We start from the raw sequence: 22,570 nt of genomic DNA, 5'->3' as shown, positions 1-22,570 counted from the left end.
AGTACGTGATACATCGTCTGTATCATCAATCAAGGCTGACTATTCTATCACAATGGATTTTGATGTCAAGCGGTTTTTTAATTTTTTTTTGAAAGTTTTTAGAAGTTTGTTTTTAACTTAACTTTTAAATCAATTCTTTCGAAATATTCAAACTTTAACAAACTTCACTCTTAATTTTATTTAGATTAAAGTTGTTTTGTTGGTGTTTTGTAACTAACCATTGCTTGAATGAGTGCGTATTATACAGGATAGTTTTGGGTTGTAAAGTCTTTTTGCGGTAATTTTTTTAAAATATTTATAAGATATTGATTTTTATAAATATTTAATCTCTTGTTTTGACATCAATCAGCTCAATCTCAAACACCAAATCCGAGTTGGGTGGAATCTTACCCACCGCACGCTCGCCATAGCCCAAAAAAGCAGGAACAATGAGCCGTCTTTTCCCGCCAACTCTCATCGGCTCGCACGCTGGCAACTCCACGCTTATGCCCCATTTGGCAAGCAGTTTCGCCCCAATTTCACTGCCAAGCACACCCAAATCCCAGCCTTTTATCACTCGCCCTGTGCCAATCACAGTCTCAAAGGCTTGCCCACGATGGTGTGAGCTGTCAAACACCGTACCGTCCGCCAAATAGCCTGTATAATGGGCGGTAATCAACGCCCCACGCTCGCACATTTTGCCTGTGCCGATGACAAGGTCAATGATTTCAAAATTCATGATAATTCCTTAATAAGCTCAAAACGTGGCAAGGTCTTGCCGTCAATCGTTACACTTTCACAAAACATCGTCAAAGGGCGTACCCACACCTCATAATCGCCATATAAGGCACGATAAACGACAAGGGTCTCTTCGGTCTCGGAATGGCGGGCGGTGTGTAGCACTTGGTAAAGGTTGCCTTTGTAGTGGCGGTAGATGCCTGTTTTTGGGGTCATAGTAGGTTTGCCTAATTTTTACCTTGTTTCAATAAATCAATTACATCTTTTAACGCTTGGATTTGTTTATCTTTTTCAAGAATTAATTCATCTTTGCTCACCAATAATTGGGCTTGATGCTCTATTTTTAAATTAAGCTTTTCTATTTCAGATACTAGCTTTTCATTGGCATTTAAATAATAATTTGCCGTTGCATTATCGCCACTATTATTTGGCAACTGTATGACAACATCACCACTATCGCCTAATTCTAATAATTCAACAACGTCCACATTAAGAATTTGAGCGATTTTTTCTAACTTTTCAAATTTTAACTGTGTTGCTCCACGCTCAATTTTTGCGTAACCACTTGCTGTCATGTTAAGAAGTTCTGCCATATTTTCTTGGGTAAGATTGTAACTTTCTCTAATATGGCGGATATTGTCTTGAATGGTCATATTAACCTACCTAAAATTTATTTTTGTGTCTAAAATGGATTGTAAATTGTCCAAACCGTCAATTTACAACCATATAATAAATAATTAAAATAGAAACTGAAAACAATTTTCTGTTTTCAAATAAGCATTTCTTAAATTAACTTGGAGTTTTAACAATGGCTAGATATAGCGTAAATTTAACCTTTAAAAAACCAAATGGTGGCAGTGGTGGCAATAAGTGGTTTAGTGTTAATGCCACATCTGAAAGTGAAGCCAAAAAGACAGCACTTGAACATGCTAAATCCCAAAATCCAGACTATCTATGGAGTGTTGATAAGGTTCGTGCACTTTAATAGTGATTTTGGGTTTTTGATTACTTGGGTTGCCTTATGTTTAATGATTTAAGAAACAAAAGCAAAGTTTTGTCCAAAAAAAATTAAAGATAAAGCAGAAAGTGTAAAAGAATCGCAAGCAGTTACTAATATGTAGGCTTTACTTGATGAACATTGGACTAAAATAGAATCAAAACTTGTTCACGGATTTTTAAGCGTTGCCGAAGAAAGATTGTATGATGATGAATTTATAGAAACCGCCTTTGATAAGTCATATGAACTCTTGCCCACTGCGGTTAGACTCATAATATCAAGAAAGAGATTTCTTGCTTTTGCCAATTCAAAAAGCGACATTCTTCGTCAAAAGGTAACAGAAAAACGCTTGACTCTAAACAACACAAATAGTGTACTTGGTTTATCTTTGGAAATAAAGGATAGAACCAATGACTAAACATCGGAAATAGCCATATGATAATTCATATGGCTATATTTCTTTTAAACCACACTCACTCTCGCAAACGCCTTTTTCCCTGCCTGTATCACCACCGTTTGCCCCACGCTTAGGGCAAAACTTGCGTCCACAACTTGTCCGTCTACCTTGACCGCCCCACGAGAGAGCATATCTTTGGCTTGGGCAGAATTTTTGGCAAGGCTGGCTTGATTTAGCACTTGGGTGATAAAGAGCTTATCCGCACCGTCAAGCGTGAGCGACACTTCTGGCAAATCAATCGGCAATTCGCCATCAGCCAGACGGTTGCCTGCCGAGCGGTGGGCGTTGTCGGCAGACTCTTTATCATGAAAACGCTCAATGAGCTCATGGGCTAGGATTTTCTTTAATTCTTGGGGATTGCGACCGTTTGCCATGTCATCAAGCAGAGCGTTCACTTCACTCATCGGCTTAAAGCTCAAAAGCTCAAAATAGCGAGCGATGAGCGTGTCGGGCATGGATAGGATTTTTTGGTACATCACGCCCACAGGTTCGTCAATGCCGATGTAGTTGCCAAGCGATTTGGACATTTTTTGGACACCGTCCAAGCCCTCCAAAAGGGGCATGGTGATACAAACTTGGGGTTCTTTGCCATAACGACCTTGTAGGGTACGCCCCATAAGCACGTTAAAGGTCTGGTCGGTACCGCCAATCTCCACATCAGCTTCCATGGCAATGCTGTCATAGCCCTGTACAAGTGGGTACAAAAATTCGTGAATGGCGATGGGCGTTTGGCTGTTGTATCGTTTAGAAAAGTCATCACGTTCAAGCATTCGAGATACGGTAAGCTGGCTGGCCAGCTGTATCATGTCCCCTGCACTCATTTTGGAGAACCAGTCAGAGTTGAACATAATGGTAGTTTTGTCTTTATCTAGGATTTTAAAGACTTGCTTGGCGTAAGTTTCGGCATTTGCCTTGACCTGCTCTTCTGATAGGGGCGGACGAGTGGCGTTTTTGCCTGTGGGGTCGCCAATGCGAGCGGTGTAGTCGCCAATAAGAAACAGCACTTCATGCCCCAATTCTTGAAAAGCACGCAGTTTGTTTAGCACCACCGTATGCCCAAAATGCAAATCAGGGGCGGTGGGGTCCATGCCAAGTTTGATACGCAAGGGGCGACCCAAAGCGAGTTTTTTTAACAAATCTTCTTCTGAATAAATTTCAACCACGCCTCGTTTTAGGATTTCAAGTTGTTCTTGGGGGGATTTAAATTGGGTCATTTGAGCATTCCTATTTAATACGGATTTTTGCTATTATAACAGCTTTTTAAGCAAAAAATATGATAAAATTTAACCCAGTTTTTACTTGGGAAAATAACAATGACCGCCAATTTTGACGATTTTTTGGACGAACTTTCTGCCCAAACCGACCCCCAATTTGACTTGATTGATGACAGCCAAAACGGACTGTATATCGGCATGATGAGCGGTACAAGCCTTGATGCCCTTGATGTGGTGCTGTGCCAATTTGATGATACTGACGGTTTTTTAAAGGTGGACTTGGTTGCCACCCACAGCAAGGCTTTCCCAAAAGAACTCCATCAAATCCTAACTGCCCTTTGCACACCAAACGGCACAAATGCCCTAGCACAAGGCGAGTTTGAAAAATTTAGTGAGCTTGACTTTTGGGGCTTGGCAAGTCGGCTCTATGGGGAATTATCAGCTCAGGCGGTAACAGAACTCCTTGAAAAAGCTGGCATTTTGCCCGATGAAGTGGTCGCCATTGGCATACACGGACAGACCGTCCGCCACCGCCCCAAATGGCGATTTAGCCTACAACTTCTTGACCCCAATGTTTTGGCGGAGCGGACGGGCATTACGGTGGTGTCAGATTTTCGCAGACGAGATATGGCGGTGGGCGGTCAAGGAGCTCCCTTAGTGCCCGCCTTTCACAGGGCAATGTTTCTTGGAGGTGTTGTCGTTTTAAATTTGGGTGGGATTGCCAACATCACGGTACTAAATGCCAATTTGGACGATGAAGTCATCGGCTATGATACGGGTGTGGCAAATCTCTTGATGGACGGCTGGACGGCTCGCCATTTGGGGCAACCTTATGATAAAAATGGCGACTGGGCAAGGGGCGGTAAGATTGACGTGCCTTTGATAAATAAGTTGTTAAAACACCCATTTTTAAGCCAAACCACCCCAAAATCCACAGGGAGAGAGGAGTTTAATTTGGACTGGTTGGACAGCATTTTAACAAACTTTGACACTTCTCCCCAAGATGTACAAGCCACCTTATGCGAATTTACCGCCTTGACCGCAGGGTGTGAGATTGATAAATTTAGTAAACAAATCGATCACTTATATGTGTGTGGCGGTGGGGCATACAATGGCTATTTATTGGAACGCTTGCAAGTATATTTACCCGCTTGGCAAATCGCCACCACCGAAGTGGTGGGCATTAACCCCACTTGGGTGGAGAGTGTGTGTTTTGCGTGGCTGGCTCGTCAGACCATCTTGGGGCAACCTGCCAACCTACCAAGCGTTACAGGGGCGGATAAGGAAGTGGTTCTTGGGACGGTGTGTTTTGGGTGATATGGTATTTTACAGATATTAACTCTATTCTCAACTTTATATAAGCGATTTACTTATCAAAGGGCAAATTGCAATTTGCCCTACAACCCGAAAAATAATCACTGGAAAATCAATAATTTGTAACTTTAAGTTGAGATTGAAGTAGGCATTAAGGAGAATTTTTATGACAAGATTATCATTGCTGTGTTTTGTGACAGTAGGTATCCTATGCCGATCATGCAGTGCCGAGACCCAAACGCACTTTTCACAAAAGATCGCCGACTTTGGCGATACGGTGACTTATACCGCCACAACTTATAAAAATAACGTGGTGAACTATGTCGCCCGCAAAGTTGATGACTTTGAATACAACCCCAATCAAGGCAGTGACACCATCGTCAGTGATGAGATAATCATCAGCGATGATGATTTGTTATTTGGTCATGGCGATGACACCTCCACCCCAAACAAGGACGGACTTATCAATATCGTGGCAGTGGGCGACATCATGATAGGGTCGTCCTTTCCCAACGTGGGCTTTTTACCGCCCAATGATGGTCGTGATAGTTTTAAATATGTCAAGCCCTACCTAAAAGGCGATGTGGTCTTTGGCAACTTAGAAGGGGTACTGCTAGATAATGGTAACGCCACCAAATGCCCCAACACGCCTGCCATCGACCCTGAGACAGGTCAGCCCAAAGCCATGACCTGCTATGCTTTTCGTATGCCTACCCGCTACGCCAAAATCATCAAGGATGCTGGGTTTAATGTGTTAAGTCTTGCCAATAACCACACAGGCGACTTTGGCGATGTGGGGCGTAACAGCACCAAAACCACGCTTGCCGATGCTGGTATTTATTATGCGGGTCTTTTATCCAAACCCACCACCACCTTTACCAAAAATGGCGTAAAATATGGCATGGTCGCCTTTGCCCCAAACATCGGTACGCTCTCCATCAATGATTTAGATACCGCCAAACGCTATGTTAGGGAATTGGATAAGAAAGTGGATATTGTCATCGTCTCTTTTCATGGCGGAGCAGAGGGGGCGGAGCATACCCGAGTACCCAAAACGACTGAGATGTATCTAAATGAAAATCGTGGCGATGTTTATAAATTCTCCCACAGTCTCATCGATGTGGGGGCGGATATTGTCATCGGGCATGGCCCTCATATTACCCGAGCGGTGGAAGTTTATCAAGACCGATTTATCGCATATAGTTTGGGTAATTTTAACACTTATGGGGCGTTTAATGTGCGTGGTCTTAACGGCATTGCTCCCATTATTAATGTAACCATGCAAACAGACGGCAAATTTGTCTCGGCAGATGTGGTGTCCATTTATCAAACCAAAGAAAATGGGCTAATGATAGATAAAAACAACCGTGCCTTTGGTGAATTAAAACGCTTAACCGAGCTTGATTTTCCTAATAGCGGTTTGGTATTTCGTGATAATAAGATTACTCACTCATCAAAATAAGGCGTGATTAATCATATCACGACCCTAACAGGCTTAATATTCGGCACAGGTTTTGGTGGGGGCGTGTTGAACACGCCTTGTATAGTAATATCGTCAAAGGGTGTGCGGAGCCAACCCCTACAAACCCGTGGTAAATATCAAGTTGGTTGGGTGTATTATATTCATGATGGGTTTTGACATGATGAGTTTTTTAAAAATTATCATTTTTTCCTTCTTTTATCCTTGAAAAAATCCACCCCATCCCCATTTAGAATAACATAACAATAATAATCACAATCCCTTTCCTCAACCCACTGCCCCTCCTTCAGTGGGTCTTTTTTTGCCTGCATATAAATTGATGAATTATTGTACAGATTTATTTTATTGCTAGACTATACTTAATTTGTGCCAATGTTTTTTGGTAATTTTTACATTAAAATTGTTTCAAAACATTGCAACTTTTTGGCATTTCGTCTTATAATAAGGCACTTTATCCATCGATTTTTATCATGAGTGCAACGCCAAATATTGAGCGGTCTCATCAGAGAACTAAGCCCACTTATAAAAAACGTCTCATCCTAGTGCTGTGCGTGTTGGCACTTCTGCCCCTTGCCGAGAAAACCATGTCCACGGCACAGGCAGGGGTTTTTGACTCATTGCTAAAAATTCTCCTACCCTTTTATGATGATGACCGCAGTCTTGGCGATAATCCACCCCAAGACACCAATAAAGACAGCGATGAAGGCACGCCACAGACGGCAGAGCCTGCCTTTGCACCTATCGCCCCATCTACGCCCGATGAGCTTGATGAGCCTAACATAGAAGAGCATGGCGAGTATATCGATGACGGCACCGATGATGATTACCTGCCCAATGCCGACACGGTAGACATCCCCGACATCATCTTTGATGACATCCTAAACGCCCACGACAGCACGCCCATGCTTGGCTATCCTGATTTGTACGCCCTGCTGTCGGCTGAGTTTGGCGTGGACAGAGGGCAGATTGGTGAGTCTTTGACCATTTATAAAGCTGAGAGCTTTACCGCCAATGCCACAGCCGTCTTTGAGCGTGCGTTGGCACTGTCCATCGAGTACGAGACCCCCGAACAGTCGCTTGCCTTTGCTCGGGCATGGCAACGCCAAAACCCTGAGCATATCCCTGCGTGGTTCTATGTCGCCCATCTTGCCCTAAAAGCAGGCGACTATCATGAAGCCAGCACCATGTTGGCGATGATTTTGGATTATGATGAAAAGGCAGATTTGACGGGGATTTTGACAGGGATTTTTCCACAGAACCCTGACGAACAGCGACAGCTTTTTACCGCCTTACAAAGCATGGAAGACGACAATCCATCGCTATCAGTACTGCGAGCAGGTCTTTTGCTACGCCTACAAGACTACGCCCCTGCTTTGGCTTACATCAACAAAGCCCTAGAAGATGAACCCGATAACCTTGCCTTTATCACCCTAAAAATCGACATCCTAAAAGAGAGCAGACAAGAGTCCGCCATGTGGGCGTTTATCCGCCAAAAAGTCAAGGAGTTGCCCACCATCAAAGAGCTACATCTGTACGAAATTCGCCATGAGATAGACATGGGTCAGCTTGGGCGGGCGTGGGATTTACTACAAGTGGCAAACCGTCAAACCAAAGACCCTGATGTTGCCCTGCTGACCGCCTTGGTCGGGCTAGACATCGGCAAATATGAAAATGCCCGTACGGTCTTGACCCCCTTGCTTGACGTGCCTGCCTTTAATAGCCGTGCCAATTACTACCTTGCCATCAGCTACGAACGCTCGGGCAACCTTACCCTTGCCAAAGAGCATTATGAAAAGGTCAAAGACTACGAGCATGTGTTAGACGCTCGCACCAAAGTGGTCGGCTACTATCTTGCCAAAGATGACGTGGACAAAGCGATTGCTACTTTGGTGCGACTGCGTGATGACTTTGAGATTTATGCCATTGACAGCTATCTGCTTCATGCCGAGATTTTGCTACGTCAAGACAAAAAAACCGAAGCCCAAAACCTGCTTACCGTCGCCAATCGTGAATATCCCGATGATGACCGCCTGCTCTTTGCCAGTTTTCAGCTTTTGCAAAATGAGCTTAGCGATGATGACAAACGCTTTGCCATCGATAAGCTCTTGGAGCTTGACCGCATGAACCCTGCATATCGTCTAGCTGACATCAAACTTCGCCTAAGCCAAAACCCCAACGACCTATCAGCACTCGAAGGGGCGATGAGCCTTGCCCAAATCAGCTCGGACGACCCCAATTACGACCCACAGTTACAGCTTGAAGCTCTTATCGTACTTGGCAATCACGCCCTATCACAGGGCAACTACCGGGCGGTGCTAGACTACCTAGAAATGCCCTATGAAGTCGCCCCCGACCTAAACGCAGGCATAACCCTACTGCATGCCTACCAAGGGCTTGGCGAGTCTGATAAGGTCGATCGCCTGCTTGCCGACCTACAAAACCGCTTTGCCTTTGGACAAAATCGGACAGGACAGGAAGTGCAGGAATATTAGGGTTTGGGAATGATTTTTGGATAAATGATTTGCCCTATATATCCAAATTTTAACATGTATTTTTATTTGACAATGCCTTATTAAATTAACCCTTAAACAACTGTTAAACAACTTTAAAAAATCTTTTTAACCATCATTTAAGCAAAAGACAACTTATACCCCATTCTCAACTTTATACAAATGATTGATTTATCAAGGGCGAACGATTCACCCCTACAACACCAAAAATAATTATCGGACAATCAATAAGTTACCATTTTAAGTGGAGAATTAAGTAACATCTTGTATTTAGCCCAATCTTTGTTTTAAATAACTTTTAAAAACTCTTTGACACTCATTATTCATTAATTCTTTACTCATCATTATTTACCATTTAATCATCAGGAAGCTCATGAAATTTATCCGCCCCCTTATCCTTACCCTAGTCGCCACAGGCTCGCTCACCGCCTGCCAAACCCTGCCCAAGACCACCCCTGTCATCAGCGAGCAGGTTCATGATGATGTCTTACGCTTTGCCATCACGGGTAAAATCGGTATTACCACAAACACCGCCAACGGCAAACAGGCAGGCAGTGCTTTTTATAACTGGGGACAAGAAGATGAGCGCTTTGCCATTGACCTAACAGGGGCGTTTGGCATGGGGGCAACCCAAATCCGCTATGACGGACAGCAAGCCACACTCACCAACGACAAGGGCGAGATACAGGCAGACAGCCCCGAAGAGTTGCTCCAAAAAGCCACAGGATGGCACGCTCCCATCAGTCATCTGCCCCACTGGATTGTCGGCAAAACCGCCCAAGGCGACACCGACAGTCAGCAGGACGAACAAGGCAGACTCACCCAAAGCACCAATGATGAGTGGACAGCCAGTTTTGAATACCCCAAAAACAGCCCGCGCCCAAGCCGTCTTATCATCAATCACACCGACGGACACCGTGTGGTGATGACCATCGTTTATCCGAATTAATATCATGAGTCAGCTTACTTTATTCTCGCCTGCCAAACTCAACTTGTTTTTACACATCACTGGCAGGGCGAACAACGGTTATCATCATCTGCAAAGCGTCTTTACCGCCATTGATTTTGGCGACACGCTCTCTTTTCGCACGTCCACGAGCCAAAAGCTTGTGACCTTGATGGGGGCAGATGAGCTGACCGACGACATCAATGATAACCTTATCGTCAGGGCGGTCGAGACCCTAGCCAAACGCTACCCTGCTTATGCCTCATCCGTCCAAATCGTCCTAGAAAAGCACATCCCCACAGGAGCAGGACTGGGCGGAGGTTCGTCCAACTGTGCGACCACGCTCATCGCCATCAACGAGCTGTGGGGACTTCGGCTCTCTGCCGATGAGCTTATCAAGATTGGGACAAGCCTTGGGGCGGACGTGCCGTTTTTTATTTTTGCCCATTTTCACAAAACCTCCGCCATCGCCACGGGCATTGGCGAGATACTAAGTGCCATTGACTTACCCGACTGTGGCTATCTGGTGTTACTGCCTGATGAACACGTCAGCACCGCCACACTGTTCGGCTGTGATGAGCTCAAACGGGACTGCCCTGTGTACAGCCATCACGCCCTATCGGGTGCCAACTTCTTTGGCGATAATGCCTTATTTACCAACGTCTTTACCCCACTGGTACTGGCACGCTCTGCCAAAGTCGCCCATGCCTTTGGCTATCTGTGTGACTTAGAGCATAAGATTGGCACCAAGGTGCGCATGAGTGGTACAGGTTCGGCGGTGTTTTTGCCCATTCCCCATAAGCTCAATGACACCGCCATCAACCGCTTGATAGACAACGCTCCCTGTCCTGCACTCTTTGCTCGGGGACTTTACTAAATGGGCATTTTAAATTTATAAATTTCAAATACTTAGCAATTTATTTTAAAATTTTAAAAATTAGCCCTTGCATAATTTTAATTTTTCGGTATAATTGTCCGCCTATATAGGGGCGTCGCCAAGTTGGTAAGGCATCAGGTTTTGATCCTGACATCCGTTGGTTCGAGTCCAGCCGCCTCTGCCATTTTTTGCAAATTTTTAAAAAATTTATCACACTTTATAGGGGCGTCGCCAAGTTGGTAAGGCATCAGGTTTTGATCCTGACATCCGTTGGTTCGAGTCCAGCCGCCTCTGCCATCTTCTTTTGGTTGAGAAGAGTAAAAAAGCCAGTTGAAAGACTGGTTTTTTTACGTTTGTTGTTTGTACAGTGGTATTTTACCACTTTTGAGTCTTTGCAATGATGGTAAAAAATGGTAAAATAATCTTGCTAATCCCCACTATCCCAACCATAGGATTTTTTCATGTCATATATGGCCGTCTTTTCAGGAAGTGCCAATCCTGAACTTGCCCAAACTGTCGCCAACCATCTTCACATCCCCCTAAGTAAGTCTGATATTACCCGCTTCTCTGATGGCGAAATTGCCGTTGAGATTAAAGAGAACGTGCGTGGTAAAGACGTTTTTATCCTCCAGCCGACCTGTGCCCCGACCAACGACCATCTGATGGAAGTGGTGCTACTGGCGGACGCTCTACGCCGTTCTAGTGCAGGACGTATCACTGCCGTGATTCCTTATTTTGGCTATGCTCGCCAAGACCGTCGCCCCCGTTCGGCTCGTGTGCCTATCTCGGCTCGTGTGGTGGCGGACATGCTGTCCATCGCTGGCATTGACCGTGTGATGGTGGTGGATTTACACGCTGACCAAATCCAAGGTTTCTTTGACGTACCCGTGGACAACCTATACGCCACGCCCGTGCTACTTAGCGACCTAAAACAAAAAAATTATGAGAACATCATGGTCGTCTCCCCTGATGTCGGTGGCGTGGTGCGAGCCAGAGCCGTCGCCAAATCACTGGGTGATGTTGACCTTGCCATCATCGACAAACGCCGTGCCAAAGCCAATGAATCCGAAGTCATGCACATCATCGGCGACGTGTCAGGACGTGACTGCATCATCGTCGATGACATCGTAGATACCGCAGGCACACTGTGCAAAGCCGCCCAAGCCCTAAAAGACAAAGGGGCAAAACGTGTGGTCGGCTACATCACGCACCCTGTACTCTCAGGCAAGGCACTAGACAACATCTCAAGCTCCGCCCTAGATGAGATTGTGGTTACTGACACCATTCCTTTGACGGACGAAGCCAAAGCCTGCTCAAAAATCCGTCAAGTCACCATCGCATCGATGATTGCTGAGAGCCTGCGTCGTATCAACAACGAAGAATCCATCAGTGCGATGTTTGATTATTGATTGACATCAAAAAGCAATCACTTATCGTTACTTTAACTGACGTGGGCAGGCGTGATGACTTTATCCATCAAGTCTGCCCCTTTTGTGTTTTCAAAAATAGGAAAATCACACGTTTTTAAAACGTTGTCAGCCCACCATCAAATAGGCTGTTATAAGTGTGATAAACAACTTCAATACTTTCACCCATTGGTAGCTCTATCTTTTTATTCATAAATTTATGATATGGATAATTTAATTGAGAGGCTTGGTCATTAGTTAGTTTTTTGATTTATGATTATTTACAACAAAATATTTTTCAGTTTTTTATGGTTACCATCCATAAGTGACGAAGAAACCACCCCAGTTATGGTATTTAATTCTTTTTATCCTTATTAAAATCTGTCATATAATAAGGAAATTGCAAAAAATTAAAAATTGCTATCAGTACAATGATTGATGTGAGAGAGATAATAAATATAATTTTAAGTCTTCTATAATTACTTCTTTGTTTTCTTTTGCATTTTTTATTCTAATTTATATAAACAAGTATTCCATTAGAAAAATAAAACAAATAAAACTATCTCAACAACAACACCAAAATATAAGCGGTTAAAGAACATAAAATAAAAGAGATGATAAAAAATACATGAAAAATTTTAATGATATTTTCTTTTTTATCTGATTGACGTTAAGTAATTCATCAATAAATTTGGTTAATTCCATCAAAATCCCCATGGGCTGACAAAACAGCCCGTTATAGCATGCCTATAAAAAATGGTTTTACGGATGAATATTTACTCATCATTCATTTTTTACTCTCAGTATTTTATGAGTTTATCCCATCATCAAAAAATAAAATATCTCTGACATCTTACCCATTTCATGATAAAATAGGGGCATTTATGACTTTAAGGATTTGCCATGACCGCACAAACCACGCTCGCCCAATACCTAGAATCCCACGCCACGCCAGAGCTTGCCAGCATCATGACCACGCTTGCCACAGCGAGCGTTGCTATTAGTCATTTACTGGACAAAGGGGCATTGGCAGGCATTCACGGCGAAGCAGGCGGACAAAATGTGCAAGGCGAAGCCCAAAAAAAGCTGGACGTGATTTCCAACGACCTGCTACTAAACGCCCTAATCCACAACCCCAACTGTGCAGGGGTGGCATCGGAAGAACTTGATGAGATTAGCCCTGCCAACGATGACGGCACCCTGCTCGTTACCTTTGACCCGCTTGACGGCTCGTCCAACATTGACATTAATATGACGGTGGGGACGATTTTTTCTATTTTGCCTTATCACAATCAAGGACAAAAGGCGTGTGAGAGCGACTTTTTGCAAAAAGGCGAAAATCAGCTTGGGGCAGGTTATTTTATCTATGGCACGTCCACCATGCTGGCGGTAACTTTTGGGGCAGGCGTGGCCATGTTTAGCTTTGACCCGATGACCCAAACTTATATTTTGATTAACGACAATGTGCGTATCAGCGAGCAGACTGCCGAGTATGCGATTAATGCCTCCAACCGCCGTTATTGGCTACCACCAATCCAGCAGTACATTGAAGAGTTGGTGCAAGGCGACACAGGCATACGCCAAAAAGACTACAACACACGCTGGGTGGCAGCGATGATTGCCGATGTGCATCGTATTTTGATTCGTGGCGGGGTGTTTATGTATCCGTATGACACCAAAATCGCAGGTAAGGCGGGCAAACTTCGCCTAATGTACGAAGCCAATCCGATGAGCTTTGTCATTGAGCAAGCGGGCGGAGCAAGTACGGACGGCGTGGAGCGTATTATGGACATCGCTCCGACCGCCATTCATCAACGAATCCCTGTGGTACTGGGAGCAAAAGAAGAAGTGGACTATGTCAAGGCGTTGCACGAGACGGCAGGGATTTTAGCGAATGGGGATAGGGTTTAAATGACCAAACCACCCTTTGATATTACCAATACAATGCTCAATCAAATGGTTGATATTAGTCATTTGATTGGGCAATTACAACACGAATACGAACGCAATTTGCATTTAAGGAAAAATAATCGCTTGCGTTCTATTCAGTCATCGCTTGCCATTGAAAATAATTCATTAAGCCTAGAACAAGTAACCGATATTATCAATGGCAAACGCATTTTGGGTAGCCCCAAAGAAATTCAAGAAGTCAAAAATGCTTATGATGCTTACGAATTGATTGAAAAGTTCAACCCCTTTTCTATTGACGATTTTTTAAAAGCTCACCAAGTTTTAACTTATGGTTTGGTGAATCAATCAGGGCAATTTCGTCAAAGCAATGTGGGTATTTTTGATAATGGTGGCAATTTAATTCATATGGGAGCAAGACCGCCATTTATTGAAAAACTAATAACAGATTTATTTACTTGGGCAAATGCCGATGATACACCTGCCATTATTAAAAGTGCGGTCGTTCATTATGAAATTGAAGTCATTCATCCCTTTGAAGACGGCAATGGGCGAATGGGACGGCTTTGGCAAACGGTGATATTAAGCCAATGGCAACCGATTTTTGCGTGGTTACCTGTGGAAACAATGGTCTATGCCCACCAAAACGCCTATTATCAAACTTTAAGACAAGCTGATAAAGCCAACAATTCTACGGTGTTTATTGAATTTATGCTGGATATTATTCAAAAAACTTTAAAAGAATATATTCAAGAATAATAAAATGCATATTTTTTTATCCAATTTTCAATACCAAATAACCCTAACCGCCAGTCGTTTGGCGTTAAATTTATTGGAAAGAGATAAGATTATTGAGTTTACCCATTATTTAATGAATAATGGCTATTATGATGATTTAATGCTTGAGATTCTTGATGATTGTAATTATTTAACAATTGATGAATTATCAGAATTATTGTCAAAAACCCTAGAAAATCTTAATTTAATAACCCTTAACAAAGAACAAGCCAAATATTTTTATACATTTTCTTTAATTTGTCCTTTCATAATTAGACCCTTTAAACCATCATTCTACGCCTACCATTATTTTTCTGATAAAAATAGTGAAAATAAAATTTTGGACTTATGCTCAATGCTTTCGCAAAATTATCACTACAATTACAATGCGATTGATAACATTGATAATTTTGTTAATTATGCTTATATTTTTGAAGAAAATATTGCCCTTAAAATAGACATTCACAAGCCAATTTTAGAGTTTTTAGATGAATGCGAACATTGGCTAAACAGCAATCAAAACACTATTACCACAATCATTCAAAGAGCAAGTTTAATAAAATGATTATCACCTCCAAAGACAATCCCCTAATTAAAACCGCCCACGCCTTATTAACCGACCCCAAAAAGCGAAAGAAACTTTCGCAAACGGTCATTGAAGGCACGCATTTATTGGACGCTTATTTAAAAGCAGGTAAAATGCCAATCACAACCATTGTCAGCGAAAGTGGAATGACAAATGCTGAAATTCAAAGTTTACTTGCCAAGTTAAATAAAAACCCCATTATCATCAGTGATACTTTATATAAAAATATCCGTACATTGGGCGAAAGTTTGCCCATAATGGCAATCATTGAAATGCCAAGTTTAATTTTAAATCAAGCCATTGAAAACGACTGCTTGATTATCAATGGCATTCAAGATACGGGCAATTTGGGAACGCTACTTCGCACCGCCAGTGCCACAGGGTTTGAAACGGTGATTTGCACCACAGGCACGGCTCACGCCTATAATCCCAAAACAATGCGTGCTGGCATGGGGGCAAATTTTAGTTTACATATTTATGAAAATGTGGGGATTGATGAGATTTTTGACTTCGTTAAAGTGCCAATGTTTGCCACAACTTCACACGCTGATGGCTTGATTTATCATAAGGATTTGACCAAACCGCTTGCCCTGATTATGGGACACGAAGGGCAAGGCGTGGATAAGATTTTATTAAAAGAATGTACGCCCCTAACCCTACCCCAATACGGACAAGAAAGCCTAAATGTCGGTGTGGCGGGGAGCGTGTGTTTGTATGAGATTTTAAGGCAGAGAAGGTTTAAAAACACCCACAGCATTCGCTAGGCACAAACTTGAAGTCTAAAAATACCGCAATACCGCCAACGCCACTTGCTCGTGCGTGTCATCACGCCCACGCTCCGCCTTACCTGTCAAGCGTAGGGCGTATGTGGGGCTGATGTCGTACTGCACGCCGACATTAAGAGCAGGCTGAACGTATGTCGAGCGGGTCTCGCCTTGATTGTGATGATACCACACTGGCAGAGCAAGCTCGCCCATGACACGCACCTTATCACTGGCATGATGAATACAGCCGACATTCACGCCTGCCCCCACACGATAGCCCTTATTGATATGCCCCACTTGTCCGCCATAACCGCCAAACACATAGCAGAGCGTATCGGCAAGCCTGCCCGTACCTAGCTCGCCCTGCCCGAGTGTCCATGATTTGCCCTTTTCTAGGCGAACATCAAAGACCATATGGTCATCATTATCCCCATCTGAGCCATCCATGACCTGCATGAGCCGTGCGTGCTGACCCCATGCCATGCCGTTATGGGCTTTGGCGGTGTTGGTTGGGTTATAACTGCGTGTGCTAAACACCGTTGCCTTATCCACTTTTAGCCTATCATCATATCGCACATCGAGCGAGAGCATTTCGACATCAAGATACTGGCGTACCCCCACAGGTCTATCTAGCACATCATGATATGCCGAGCGTAACGACAGTCCAAAAGTTGTGCCATCATTATCACCCGTACGTGTGCCATGATAACTGTCATCATAGCCGACCGATAAGCCAATGCGGTGCGTGGGACTGGCATGGGCGGGGTTGCTAGGGCTTGTAACCACACCCTGTGTGCCGTTTTGCACCGCTTGGGCGGTACTGCTCTTTGACGGCAGGTATTTGGTATCACGCACCAGTCCCTTATCGGTCAGCACGCGTGCCACTTCGTTAGGAACAACGACTTTGCCAACCGCTTCACGCAACTCACTGCCACGCACGACATCAATCAGGCGTAATATCTCACTGGCACAGTTGTCATGAGTAAAAAAATACGGACGTTTTAAGTCTTTGGTCTCCCACACGTGTCGCATGATTTGGGCGACTTCGGCAGTCGTGAGATTTAAGCGATATTCCCAAATGTCTCGCTCATCATCAAGCAAGTACACATCTCGCTTTTCATCATAATCATAAAACTCCATGACCCCTGCATAACCGCCCACCAGCGAGCGGGTACTGGCTTCGGCTTCGCCGTCCGCCTTATCTCGGGCAACGGTGTAGTTAATAGCAAAAGCATCATCATCACGACCACTTGCCAAACTTTGCTCGGTGTCCGCCTTTATCATCACATGAGAGAACGCCGATCCGAGCGAATTGGGGTGTTCATCGGCAAAGGTCAGCGACAACGCCCGAGCGTCATACTGTTTCGCCCACGCATGAAATTCATCACAACCGCTGTCATCTAACACCAAGCCCAACTGCTCTGCCACATAGTGCGTGCGAGCAGGAAAAGCACACAGCACCTTATCATCACGTTCATCTATTGCCTTGATGATAGCGTCAAGCTCGGCTCTGGTGTCACCCCCTGCCAGTAAAAAATGAGGGTCTTTGGCAGTGGGCTTGCCTTTTTTGTCAAGCAGTAACAATTTTCGCCATGCAGGAGAGCTTGCCACGTCTGCCAAAGACTGGGGTTGGCTGGCGGTTGGGGCGGTGTTCGGTTGAGAATTATCCACTAAAAATGAATGCTGAATCTCATCAAAAACCACACGACTGTCTCGATACGCCACGTTGGTGCCGTCTGTTAGGACATTGCCAGATGAGACGGCATACGCTGGCACGCTCATCAAGGCGGTTAGGCTAAGGGCCAGTAGTGTGGGGACGGGTTGGTAAAAATTTTTCATAGCAAGTGTTAAATCAAGTGTTAAATTTAAATAAAAATTGATAGAATAGACTTTTGACAAGTATAAATCATCATGACAAAATTCACCACTTTTTTTATCAAAGACGGCATATTACACGGAGCGGACTTTGTGCCGTCCCCCAATTTTAATGCCCGTCCCGACTGCCCCATTACGGGCATTGTCATTCATAATATCAGCCTGCCCCCAAGCGAATTTGGCAAAGCCGATACTACTGGCACGCATTTTGTCAAAGCCTTTTTTCAAAATAACCTAAATGCCAATGACCATGACTATTTTAAAACCATTGCCGATTTAGAAGTGTCGGCTCATTTATTTATTGAGCGAGACGGATCTGTTAGTCAATTTGTCAATTTTAATGACAGGGCATGGCACGCAGGGAAGTCCGCTTATCTTGGGCGGTCAAATTGCAATGATTTTACCATTGGCATAGAATTAGAAGGCGATGATTACTCGCCCTTTACTAAGATACAATATACCGCCCTTGCTCATATTATCCACGCCATTTATACCGCCTATCCTACCACAAAGAGACACCTTATGGGGCATAGTGATATTGCTCCTGCTCGCAAAACCGACCCTGGCGAATTTTTTGATTGGCAAAAATTAAGACAACTGGTCGATGATTTATGCAAAAAATAATGGATTTAATTTTTTAAAAATTTTTAGGAGATTTATTAAAAATTTAATTAAAAAATACCCAAAATTTATTACCAATTTTTAAAAGGAATTAATATGCACACCAAAGATTATTTGATAGTAGTCCAAAAAGTATGCTGAACTAGGTTTTCCGTTCGCCCTGAGCCTGCCTGCGGGTAGGAAAACCGTTATGGGCAGGCATAGCTCACCACGAACGATTTTCCTTGTAGCATACTTTTTGAACCAAAGCCGATTATTTAATCTTATTTAGCGTGGTTTTGATTTGGGGTGTCAATTTTTTGGCAATGAAAATCGGCTTAAATGATGTACCGCCTTTGATATTAGGCATGGTGCGTTTTTTATTGATTTTATTGCCTGCTGTTTTCTTTTTTAAAAAACCCAATGCCCCGTGGATTTATTTAATTTTATATGGCTTAACCATTAGCTTTGGGCAATTTAGCCTCATGTTTTTGGCATTGTCACGGCAATTTCCCACAGGGCTGTCGGCACTGATTTTACAAGCACAAGTCTTTTTGACCATGCTGTTTTCGTGCATACTGCTAAAAGAATCCGTCAAACCCAATCATCTTGTCGGCATGATAACGGCAGGGGCTGGACTCACGCTCATTGGCGTGGGGCAATATCTCGGCACTCATCGCCTTTACGCTAGGCTCGCTCTTGGCGTATGGCGTGGGCGGTGTGATGAGTCATTTGGCAAATTTTAGCCTGTCAGGGGTGCTTGGTGTCATGTTTTTGGCGTATGTGGCGAGCTTTGTCGGCTATACAGGCTGGGGGTATTTGCTGGCTCGGCATTCGGCAAGTAAGGTTACGCCCTTTATCATGCTTGTGCCTGTCATTGCGTTGGTCGTGGGCTATGTGGCGTTAAAAGAGCGTCTTATTTTGTGGCATTATGTGGGGATTTTGACGGTATTGTTTGGGCTTAGGGTGCATTTGTTGGGCGGACGGTGGTTTGATAAAAGGGGCTGATGTTGTTTTTAAATTAAAGCGTGTTTTAATTACAGTAAGATACGTAATACGCACCAATAAGATTTTTCATTTAAAAGGTGCGTGTTACGTACCTTACCATACTATAAAAGAATTTTTTAAAATTTAGCATTGGTGCAAATTAGGATTAATTGACTATAAATTTGTATTTTTTAAATTAACATATTAGACTTCCTGCAAAACTAGGCTTTCCGTTCGCCCCGAGCTTGTTGAGGGGTGGCGGAAAACCGTTATGGTTCGACAAGCTCACCACGAACGGTTTTCCTTATTTTGGGTTTTGCAGGAAGTCTATTTTTAAAAATATTTAAAATAAAATTGGTAAAAATCATTTTTTATATAAATTAAAAGATGCGTGGGATACAGTTGCTACAATCTTTATTTTTAAGTTAAAATATTTTTAAAAAATCATTTACCCCTTTTTATTATTTTTTAATTTTAAAAACCCCAATTTTGATTTAACAAATCCGCTCACACCCCACAAATTCACAAAAAATTCATCCACTCATCACCCAAATCCTTTATAATACGCACAAATTTTTGTTGGCAATTTATCATGGCAAAATCTCGTCTGCTTAGCTCCACCCTTGTCGTTAGCTCCATGACCATGCTCTCACGCATTTTAGGCTTGGTGCGTGATGTCGTCCTTATGGGCGTGTTTGGGGCAGGTGGTCTTATGGACGCATTTTTGGTCGCCTTCAAAATCCCCAACTTTTTACGCAGGCTCTTTGCCGAAGGGGCGTTCTCGCAAGCCTTTGTGCCTGTCTTGACCGAATATAAAGAACAAAAAACCTTTAACGAAATTCAGCTACTCATCAGCCGTGTCTCGGGCGTGCTTGGGGTGATTTTGCTGGCACTCACGGTGGCGGTGCTTGCCCTTGCCCCCTTTGTGATACAGCTTTTTGCCCCTGGGTTTGTGGATGACCCTGCCAAATTTAACACAGCAACCGAGCTTTTGTACCTAACCTTTCCTTATTTGTTTTTTATTTCCATGACGGCATTTTTTGGCAGTATTTTACAAAGCTATGGTAGATTTGCCCCGCCTGCCTTCGCCCCTGTCTTACTCAATATCTCCATGATAGTCGGAGCATGGCTCATCGCCCCCATGCTTGACAAATCTATCATGGCATTAGGCCATGCGGTGGCGGTAGCGGGCGTGTTACAGCTTATCATACAACTGCCTGATTTATATCGCAAAAAATTACTGGTCGCCCCAAGCATTGATTTTAAACATGAAGGGGTCAGACGCATTTTGACGCTCATGCTCCCTGCCATTTTTGGGGTGTCGGTAACGCAAATTAACCTGCTACTCAACACCATTTTTGCATCCAAAATGGCAAACGGCTCGGTCTCGTGGCTCTACTCTGCCGAGCGGTTAAGCGAGTTGCCACTCGGTCTCATCGGCGTGGCAATCGGTACGGTCATTTTGCCCAGCCTGTCGGCAAGCCGTGCCAAGGCGGACATGATAGAATTTGGCAAAACCCTAGACTGGGCAATGCGTCTTATTGTCCTTATCGGTCTGCCTGCATCTGTGGCGATGTTTGTGCTGTCGGACGTGCTGATGAATGCCCTGTTTGTGCGTGGCGAATTTAGCGCCACAGACGGCGACATGGCTTCTCTTGCTCTACGCTGTCTGTCGGGCGGGATTTTGGGCTTTATGCTTATTAAGGTGTTCGCCCCTGCGTTTTTTGCAGGGCAAGACACCAAAACCCCTGTCAAAATCGGTATCGTCTCGGTGTTTGCCAATATGCTGTTTAGCGTGGTGTTTATTGGGATTTTTTATCTTGCCAAATTACCCTTGCATGGCGGTCTTGCCCTAGCCACGACAGGGGCGAGCTTTGTCAATGCAGGGCTTTTGTATTACTTTTTGCAAAAACGGGATATTTGGCACTTTGGCAAACATTGGTACAAAATGGGCATGCAGTTTGTCATCGCCACGCTCGCCATGACGGTAAGCCTGTATGCGGTACTACCCTACTACCCCCAAGACGGCTCGGCATGGGCAAAACTTGCCGTGCTAATCGCTATCTGCGTGCTAGGTGCGGTGGTGTATGGCGTGGTGCTACTTGCTAGTGGGTTTAGACCAAGACAGTTACGGCATGGGTGAGATTGAAGGAAAATTGAAAGAAAAAGGGAATGTGCAATATTCATCTTTTAAAATCAAAATATATTGGTGTGCGGTACACACCTTACAAAACCACACATTCCCCAACAAAAAGAGCGATTGCTCGCCCTTTTTAACTTTTCTTAATTTTCATCATTTAATTGTGGCACTAAGGTCAGCTCAAGCAGATGAATATACCGCCCTTCTACGTCCACCACCGTGATTTGCCAGTCATTGATAGACACGCTCTGCCCCTCTAAGTTGCTCACCGCCCCCAACGCCTGCATGACCAGACCGCCCATGGTGTCCACGTCCGTATCATCAAAGCTCGTCCCCAGCACCTCGTTACAGTCGCCAATGAGCGTGGACGCTTGCACGAGCCACACGCCGTCTTTTTCGGGGTGGGTGATGATGTTGTTAATGGTGCTGTCCTCATCGATGTCATCATGCTCATCAACGATGTCGCCAACAATCTCCTCCAACAAATCCTCCAACGTCGCCACGCCCGACACCGAACCGAACTCATCAACCACGACCGCCATATGCACCTGAGCCCGTTGCAGTGAGCGTAGCAGAGTATCCGAGCGTGCCGTCTCCGAGATGTATAGGGGCTTTCGTACTAGGTCTTTGAGCAAAAATGGAGGGTTTTGCCCTGCCGATTTTTGGGCAAGATAGGGAATTAGGTCTTTGACGAGCAAAATACCCATGACCGCATTATCGTCCGCCTCATCGATGACAGGATAGCGAGAATGATTGGACTCAAAAATGGTGGCAAGCACCGTCTCAATGTCATCACTACTGGTAATGGCTCTCACATCAGGGCGTGGGGTCATAATCTCCTTGACCGCCATGGCAGGCAAATCAAGCACGCCCTCAAGCATATCAACCATGTCCGAATCCAAGAACCGCCGAGAGTCTTGGACAAGGTTAAGCAGGTCATCACGGGTTTCGGGGGCGGTAGAGAGCCAACGTTTTAAGCCACGTCGCCAACTGTGGTCATCAGACATGAGCGGTG

21 protein-coding genes and 2 tRNA genes are annotated in these 22,570 nt (G+C 44.2%); 17 read left to right on the top strand and 6 right to left on the bottom strand.

Features of this window, described 5'->3' with window-relative positions:
* Positions 1–322 precede the first annotated feature (322 nt).
* Genes K941_RS0114065 through K941_RS0114055 form a run of 3 tightly spaced genes read right to left on the bottom strand, consistent with a single transcriptional unit; the run spans position 323 to position 1,370 of the window.
* Positions 323–724, bottom strand: coding sequence for an FKBP-type peptidyl-prolyl cis-trans isomerase (locus K941_RS0114065; protein ID WP_029104080.1), 402 nt, complete (start codon positions 722–724; stop codon positions 323–325).
* Positions 715–933 carry a DUF1653 domain-containing protein gene (locus K941_RS0114060; protein ID WP_029104079.1) on the bottom strand — a complete coding sequence of 73 codons (219 nt, stop codon included), beginning with the start codon at positions 931–933 and terminating at the stop codon, positions 715–717. Before K941_RS0114060 ends, K941_RS0114065 begins: the two co-directional genes overlap by 10 nt.
* An 11-nt stretch (positions 934–944) precedes the next feature.
* The gene (locus K941_RS0114055) at positions 945–1,370 is read right to left on the bottom strand and encodes a helix-turn-helix domain-containing protein (protein WP_029104078.1); all 426 of its coding nucleotides are present in this window, start codon (positions 1,368–1,370) and stop codon (positions 945–947) included.
* A 155-nt stretch (positions 1,371–1,525) separates the two neighbouring features.
* Here K941_RS0114055 and K941_RS17310 point away from each other — a divergent pair, with 155 nt between their 5' ends.
* Complete coding sequence (locus tag K941_RS17310) at positions 1,526–1,702, top strand: hypothetical protein (protein WP_156892354.1); 177 nt, start codon at positions 1,526–1,528, stop codon at positions 1,700–1,702.
* Positions 1,703–2,176: 474 nt separating this feature from the next.
* Here the strand turns inward: K941_RS17310 and tyrS are convergent, their stop codons facing one another.
* Positions 2,177–3,385, bottom strand: a complete 1,209-nt coding sequence (gene tyrS, locus K941_RS0114045; protein WP_029104077.1) for a tyrosine--tRNA ligase — start codon at positions 3,383–3,385, stop codon at positions 2,177–2,179.
* 99 nt (positions 3,386–3,484) lie between these two features.
* On the opposite strand from tyrS, the gene K941_RS0114040 reads away from it, so the two are divergent.
* The 12 genes from K941_RS0114040 to K941_RS0113980 all read left to right on the top strand — a co-directional run bounded on the left by K941_RS0114040 (position 3,485) and on the right by K941_RS0113980 (position 15,953).
* Complete coding sequence (locus K941_RS0114040) at positions 3,485–4,702, top strand: anhydro-N-acetylmuramic acid kinase (RefSeq protein WP_228130431.1); 1,218 nt, start codon at positions 3,485–3,487, stop codon at positions 4,700–4,702.
* Positions 4,703–4,865: 163 nt separating this feature from the next.
* On the top strand, positions 4,866–6,161 hold the full coding sequence (locus tag K941_RS16225) for a CapA family protein (protein WP_051226116.1): 1,296 nt from the start codon (positions 4,866–4,868) through the stop codon (positions 6,159–6,161).
* Positions 6,162–6,649: 488 nt separating this feature from the next.
* Positions 6,650–8,671 carry a tetratricopeptide repeat protein gene (locus tag K941_RS16220; RefSeq protein WP_051226115.1) on the top strand — a complete coding sequence of 674 codons (2,022 nt, stop codon included), beginning with the start codon at positions 6,650–6,652 and terminating at the stop codon, positions 8,669–8,671.
* Positions 8,672–9,062: 391 nt separating this feature from the next.
* Positions 9,063–9,638, top strand: coding sequence for a lipoprotein insertase outer membrane protein LolB (gene lolB, locus K941_RS0114020; protein WP_029104075.1), 576 nt, complete (start codon positions 9,063–9,065; stop codon positions 9,636–9,638).
* A gap of 4 nt (positions 9,639–9,642) precedes the next feature.
* Positions 9,643–10,512 carry a 4-(cytidine 5'-diphospho)-2-C-methyl-D-erythritol kinase gene (ispE, locus tag K941_RS0114015; protein WP_029104074.1) on the top strand — a complete coding sequence of 290 codons (870 nt, stop codon included), beginning with the start codon at positions 9,643–9,645 and terminating at the stop codon, positions 10,510–10,512.
* Between the two features lie 108 nt (positions 10,513–10,620).
* Positions 10,621–10,696, top strand: a tRNA-Gln gene (locus tag K941_RS0114010).
* A gap of 37 nt (positions 10,697–10,733) precedes the next feature.
* A tRNA-Gln gene (locus tag K941_RS0114005) sits at positions 10,734–10,809 on the top strand.
* Between the two features lie 164 nt (positions 10,810–10,973).
* Complete coding sequence (locus K941_RS0114000) at positions 10,974–11,921, top strand: ribose-phosphate pyrophosphokinase (RefSeq protein ID WP_029104073.1); 948 nt, start codon at positions 10,974–10,976, stop codon at positions 11,919–11,921.
* Positions 11,922–12,821: 900 nt separating this feature from the next.
* Positions 12,822–13,829, top strand: a complete 1,008-nt coding sequence (locus K941_RS0113995) for a class 1 fructose-bisphosphatase (RefSeq protein ID WP_029104072.1) — start codon at positions 12,822–12,824, stop codon at positions 13,827–13,829.
* The gene (locus tag K941_RS0113990; protein WP_029104071.1) at positions 13,830–14,585 is read left to right on the top strand and encodes a Fic family protein; all 756 of its coding nucleotides are present in this window, start codon (positions 13,830–13,832) and stop codon (positions 14,583–14,585) included.
* Positions 14,586–14,589: 4 nt separating this feature from the next.
* The gene (locus tag K941_RS0113985) at positions 14,590–15,168 is read left to right on the top strand and encodes a hypothetical protein (RefSeq protein WP_029104070.1); all 579 of its coding nucleotides are present in this window, start codon (positions 14,590–14,592) and stop codon (positions 15,166–15,168) included.
* A complete protein-coding gene (locus K941_RS0113980; protein WP_029104069.1) occupies positions 15,165–15,953 on the top strand; it encodes a TrmH family RNA methyltransferase in 789 nt (262 codons plus the stop codon). The genes K941_RS0113985 and K941_RS0113980 overlap by 4 nt, the downstream gene beginning before the upstream one ends.
* 15 nt (positions 15,954–15,968) lie before the next feature.
* Here K941_RS0113980 and K941_RS0113975 read toward each other — a convergent pair whose 3' ends face one another.
* Positions 15,969–17,792: a DUF7840 domain-containing protein gene (locus K941_RS0113975; RefSeq protein WP_029104068.1), complete on the bottom strand. Its 1,824-nt coding sequence runs from the start codon at positions 17,790–17,792 to the stop codon at positions 15,969–15,971.
* A gap of 72 nt (positions 17,793–17,864) precedes the next feature.
* On the opposite strand from K941_RS0113975, the gene ampD reads away from it, so the two are divergent.
* From ampD to murJ, 4 genes are all read left to right on the top strand, one after another.
* Positions 17,865–18,452, top strand: coding sequence for a 1,6-anhydro-N-acetylmuramyl-L-alanine amidase AmpD (ampD, locus tag K941_RS0113970; protein WP_029104067.1), 588 nt, complete (start codon positions 17,865–17,867; stop codon positions 18,450–18,452).
* 257 nt (positions 18,453–18,709) lie between these two features.
* Entirely contained in the window at positions 18,710–19,174 is a 465-nt protein-coding gene (locus K941_RS16665) for an EamA family transporter (RefSeq protein ID WP_084137796.1), read from the top strand.
* Positions 19,152–19,436, top strand: coding sequence for an EamA family transporter (locus K941_RS16660; protein WP_029104065.1), 285 nt, complete (start codon positions 19,152–19,154; stop codon positions 19,434–19,436). The genes K941_RS16665 and K941_RS16660 overlap by 23 nt, the downstream gene beginning before the upstream one ends.
* Before the next feature lie 571 nt (positions 19,437–20,007).
* The gene (gene murJ, locus K941_RS0113955; RefSeq protein WP_029104064.1) at positions 20,008–21,558 is read left to right on the top strand and encodes a murein biosynthesis integral membrane protein MurJ; all 1,551 of its coding nucleotides are present in this window, start codon (positions 20,008–20,010) and stop codon (positions 21,556–21,558) included.
* 140 nt (positions 21,559–21,698) lie between these two features.
* Here murJ and K941_RS0113950 read toward each other — a convergent pair whose 3' ends face one another.
* Positions 21,699–22,562 (bottom strand): transporter associated domain-containing protein, encoded by an 864-nt coding sequence (locus tag K941_RS0113950; RefSeq protein ID WP_029104063.1) that lies wholly within the window; start codon positions 22,560–22,562, stop codon positions 21,699–21,701.
* Positions 22,563–22,570 lie beyond the last annotated feature (8 nt).

The sequence above is a fragment of the Moraxella caprae DSM 19149 genome (assembly GCF_000426885.1).
In the GTDB taxonomy this organism is placed as follows: domain Bacteria; phylum Pseudomonadota; class Gammaproteobacteria; order Pseudomonadales; family Moraxellaceae; genus Moraxella; species Moraxella caprae.
This window is presented reverse-complemented; position numbering and strand designations above follow the sequence as displayed.

Excerpts from the sequence above, each read along its gene's own strand:
- K941_RS0114060 (WP_029104079.1), bottom strand. The coding sequence starts at position 933 with ATGACCCCAAAAACAGGCATCTACCGCCACTACAAAGGCAACCTTTAC.
- K941_RS0114055 (WP_029104078.1), bottom strand. The coding sequence starts at position 1,370 with ATGACCATTCAAGACAATATCCGCCATATTAGAGAAAGTTACAATCTT.
- K941_RS17310 (WP_156892354.1), top strand. The coding sequence starts at position 1,526 with ATGGCTAGATATAGCGTAAATTTAACCTTTAAAAAACCAAATGGTGGC.
- tyrS (WP_029104077.1), bottom strand. The coding sequence starts at position 3,385 with ATGACCCAATTTAAATCCCCCCAAGAACAACTTGAAATCCTAAAACGA.
- K941_RS0114040 (WP_228130431.1), top strand. The coding sequence starts at position 3,485 with ATGACCGCCAATTTTGACGATTTTTTGGACGAACTTTCTGCCCAAACC.
- K941_RS16225 (WP_051226116.1), top strand. The coding sequence starts at position 4,866 with ATGACAAGATTATCATTGCTGTGTTTTGTGACAGTAGGTATCCTATGC.
- K941_RS16220 (WP_051226115.1), top strand. The coding sequence starts at position 6,650 with ATGAGTGCAACGCCAAATATTGAGCGGTCTCATCAGAGAACTAAGCCC.
- lolB (WP_029104075.1), top strand. The coding sequence starts at position 9,063 with ATGAAATTTATCCGCCCCCTTATCCTTACCCTAGTCGCCACAGGCTCG.
- ispE (WP_029104074.1), top strand. The coding sequence starts at position 9,643 with ATGAGTCAGCTTACTTTATTCTCGCCTGCCAAACTCAACTTGTTTTTA.
- K941_RS0114000 (WP_029104073.1), top strand. The coding sequence starts at position 10,974 with ATGTCATATATGGCCGTCTTTTCAGGAAGTGCCAATCCTGAACTTGCC.
- K941_RS0113995 (WP_029104072.1), top strand. The coding sequence starts at position 12,822 with ATGACCGCACAAACCACGCTCGCCCAATACCTAGAATCCCACGCCACG.
- K941_RS0113990 (WP_029104071.1), top strand. The coding sequence starts at position 13,830 with ATGACCAAACCACCCTTTGATATTACCAATACAATGCTCAATCAAATG.
- K941_RS0113985 (WP_029104070.1), top strand. The coding sequence starts at position 14,590 with ATGCATATTTTTTTATCCAATTTTCAATACCAAATAACCCTAACCGCC.
- K941_RS0113980 (WP_029104069.1), top strand. The coding sequence starts at position 15,165 with ATGATTATCACCTCCAAAGACAATCCCCTAATTAAAACCGCCCACGCC.
- K941_RS0113975 (WP_029104068.1), bottom strand. The coding sequence starts at position 17,792 with ATGAAAAATTTTTACCAACCCGTCCCCACACTACTGGCCCTTAGCCTA.
- ampD (WP_029104067.1), top strand. The coding sequence starts at position 17,865 with ATGACAAAATTCACCACTTTTTTTATCAAAGACGGCATATTACACGGA.
- K941_RS16660 (WP_029104065.1), top strand. The coding sequence starts at position 19,152 with ATGAGTCATTTGGCAAATTTTAGCCTGTCAGGGGTGCTTGGTGTCATG.
- murJ (WP_029104064.1), top strand. The coding sequence starts at position 20,008 with ATGGCAAAATCTCGTCTGCTTAGCTCCACCCTTGTCGTTAGCTCCATG.
- K941_RS0113950 (WP_029104063.1), bottom strand. The coding sequence starts at position 22,562 with ATGTCTGATGACCACAGTTGGCGACGTGGCTTAAAACGTTGGCTCTCT.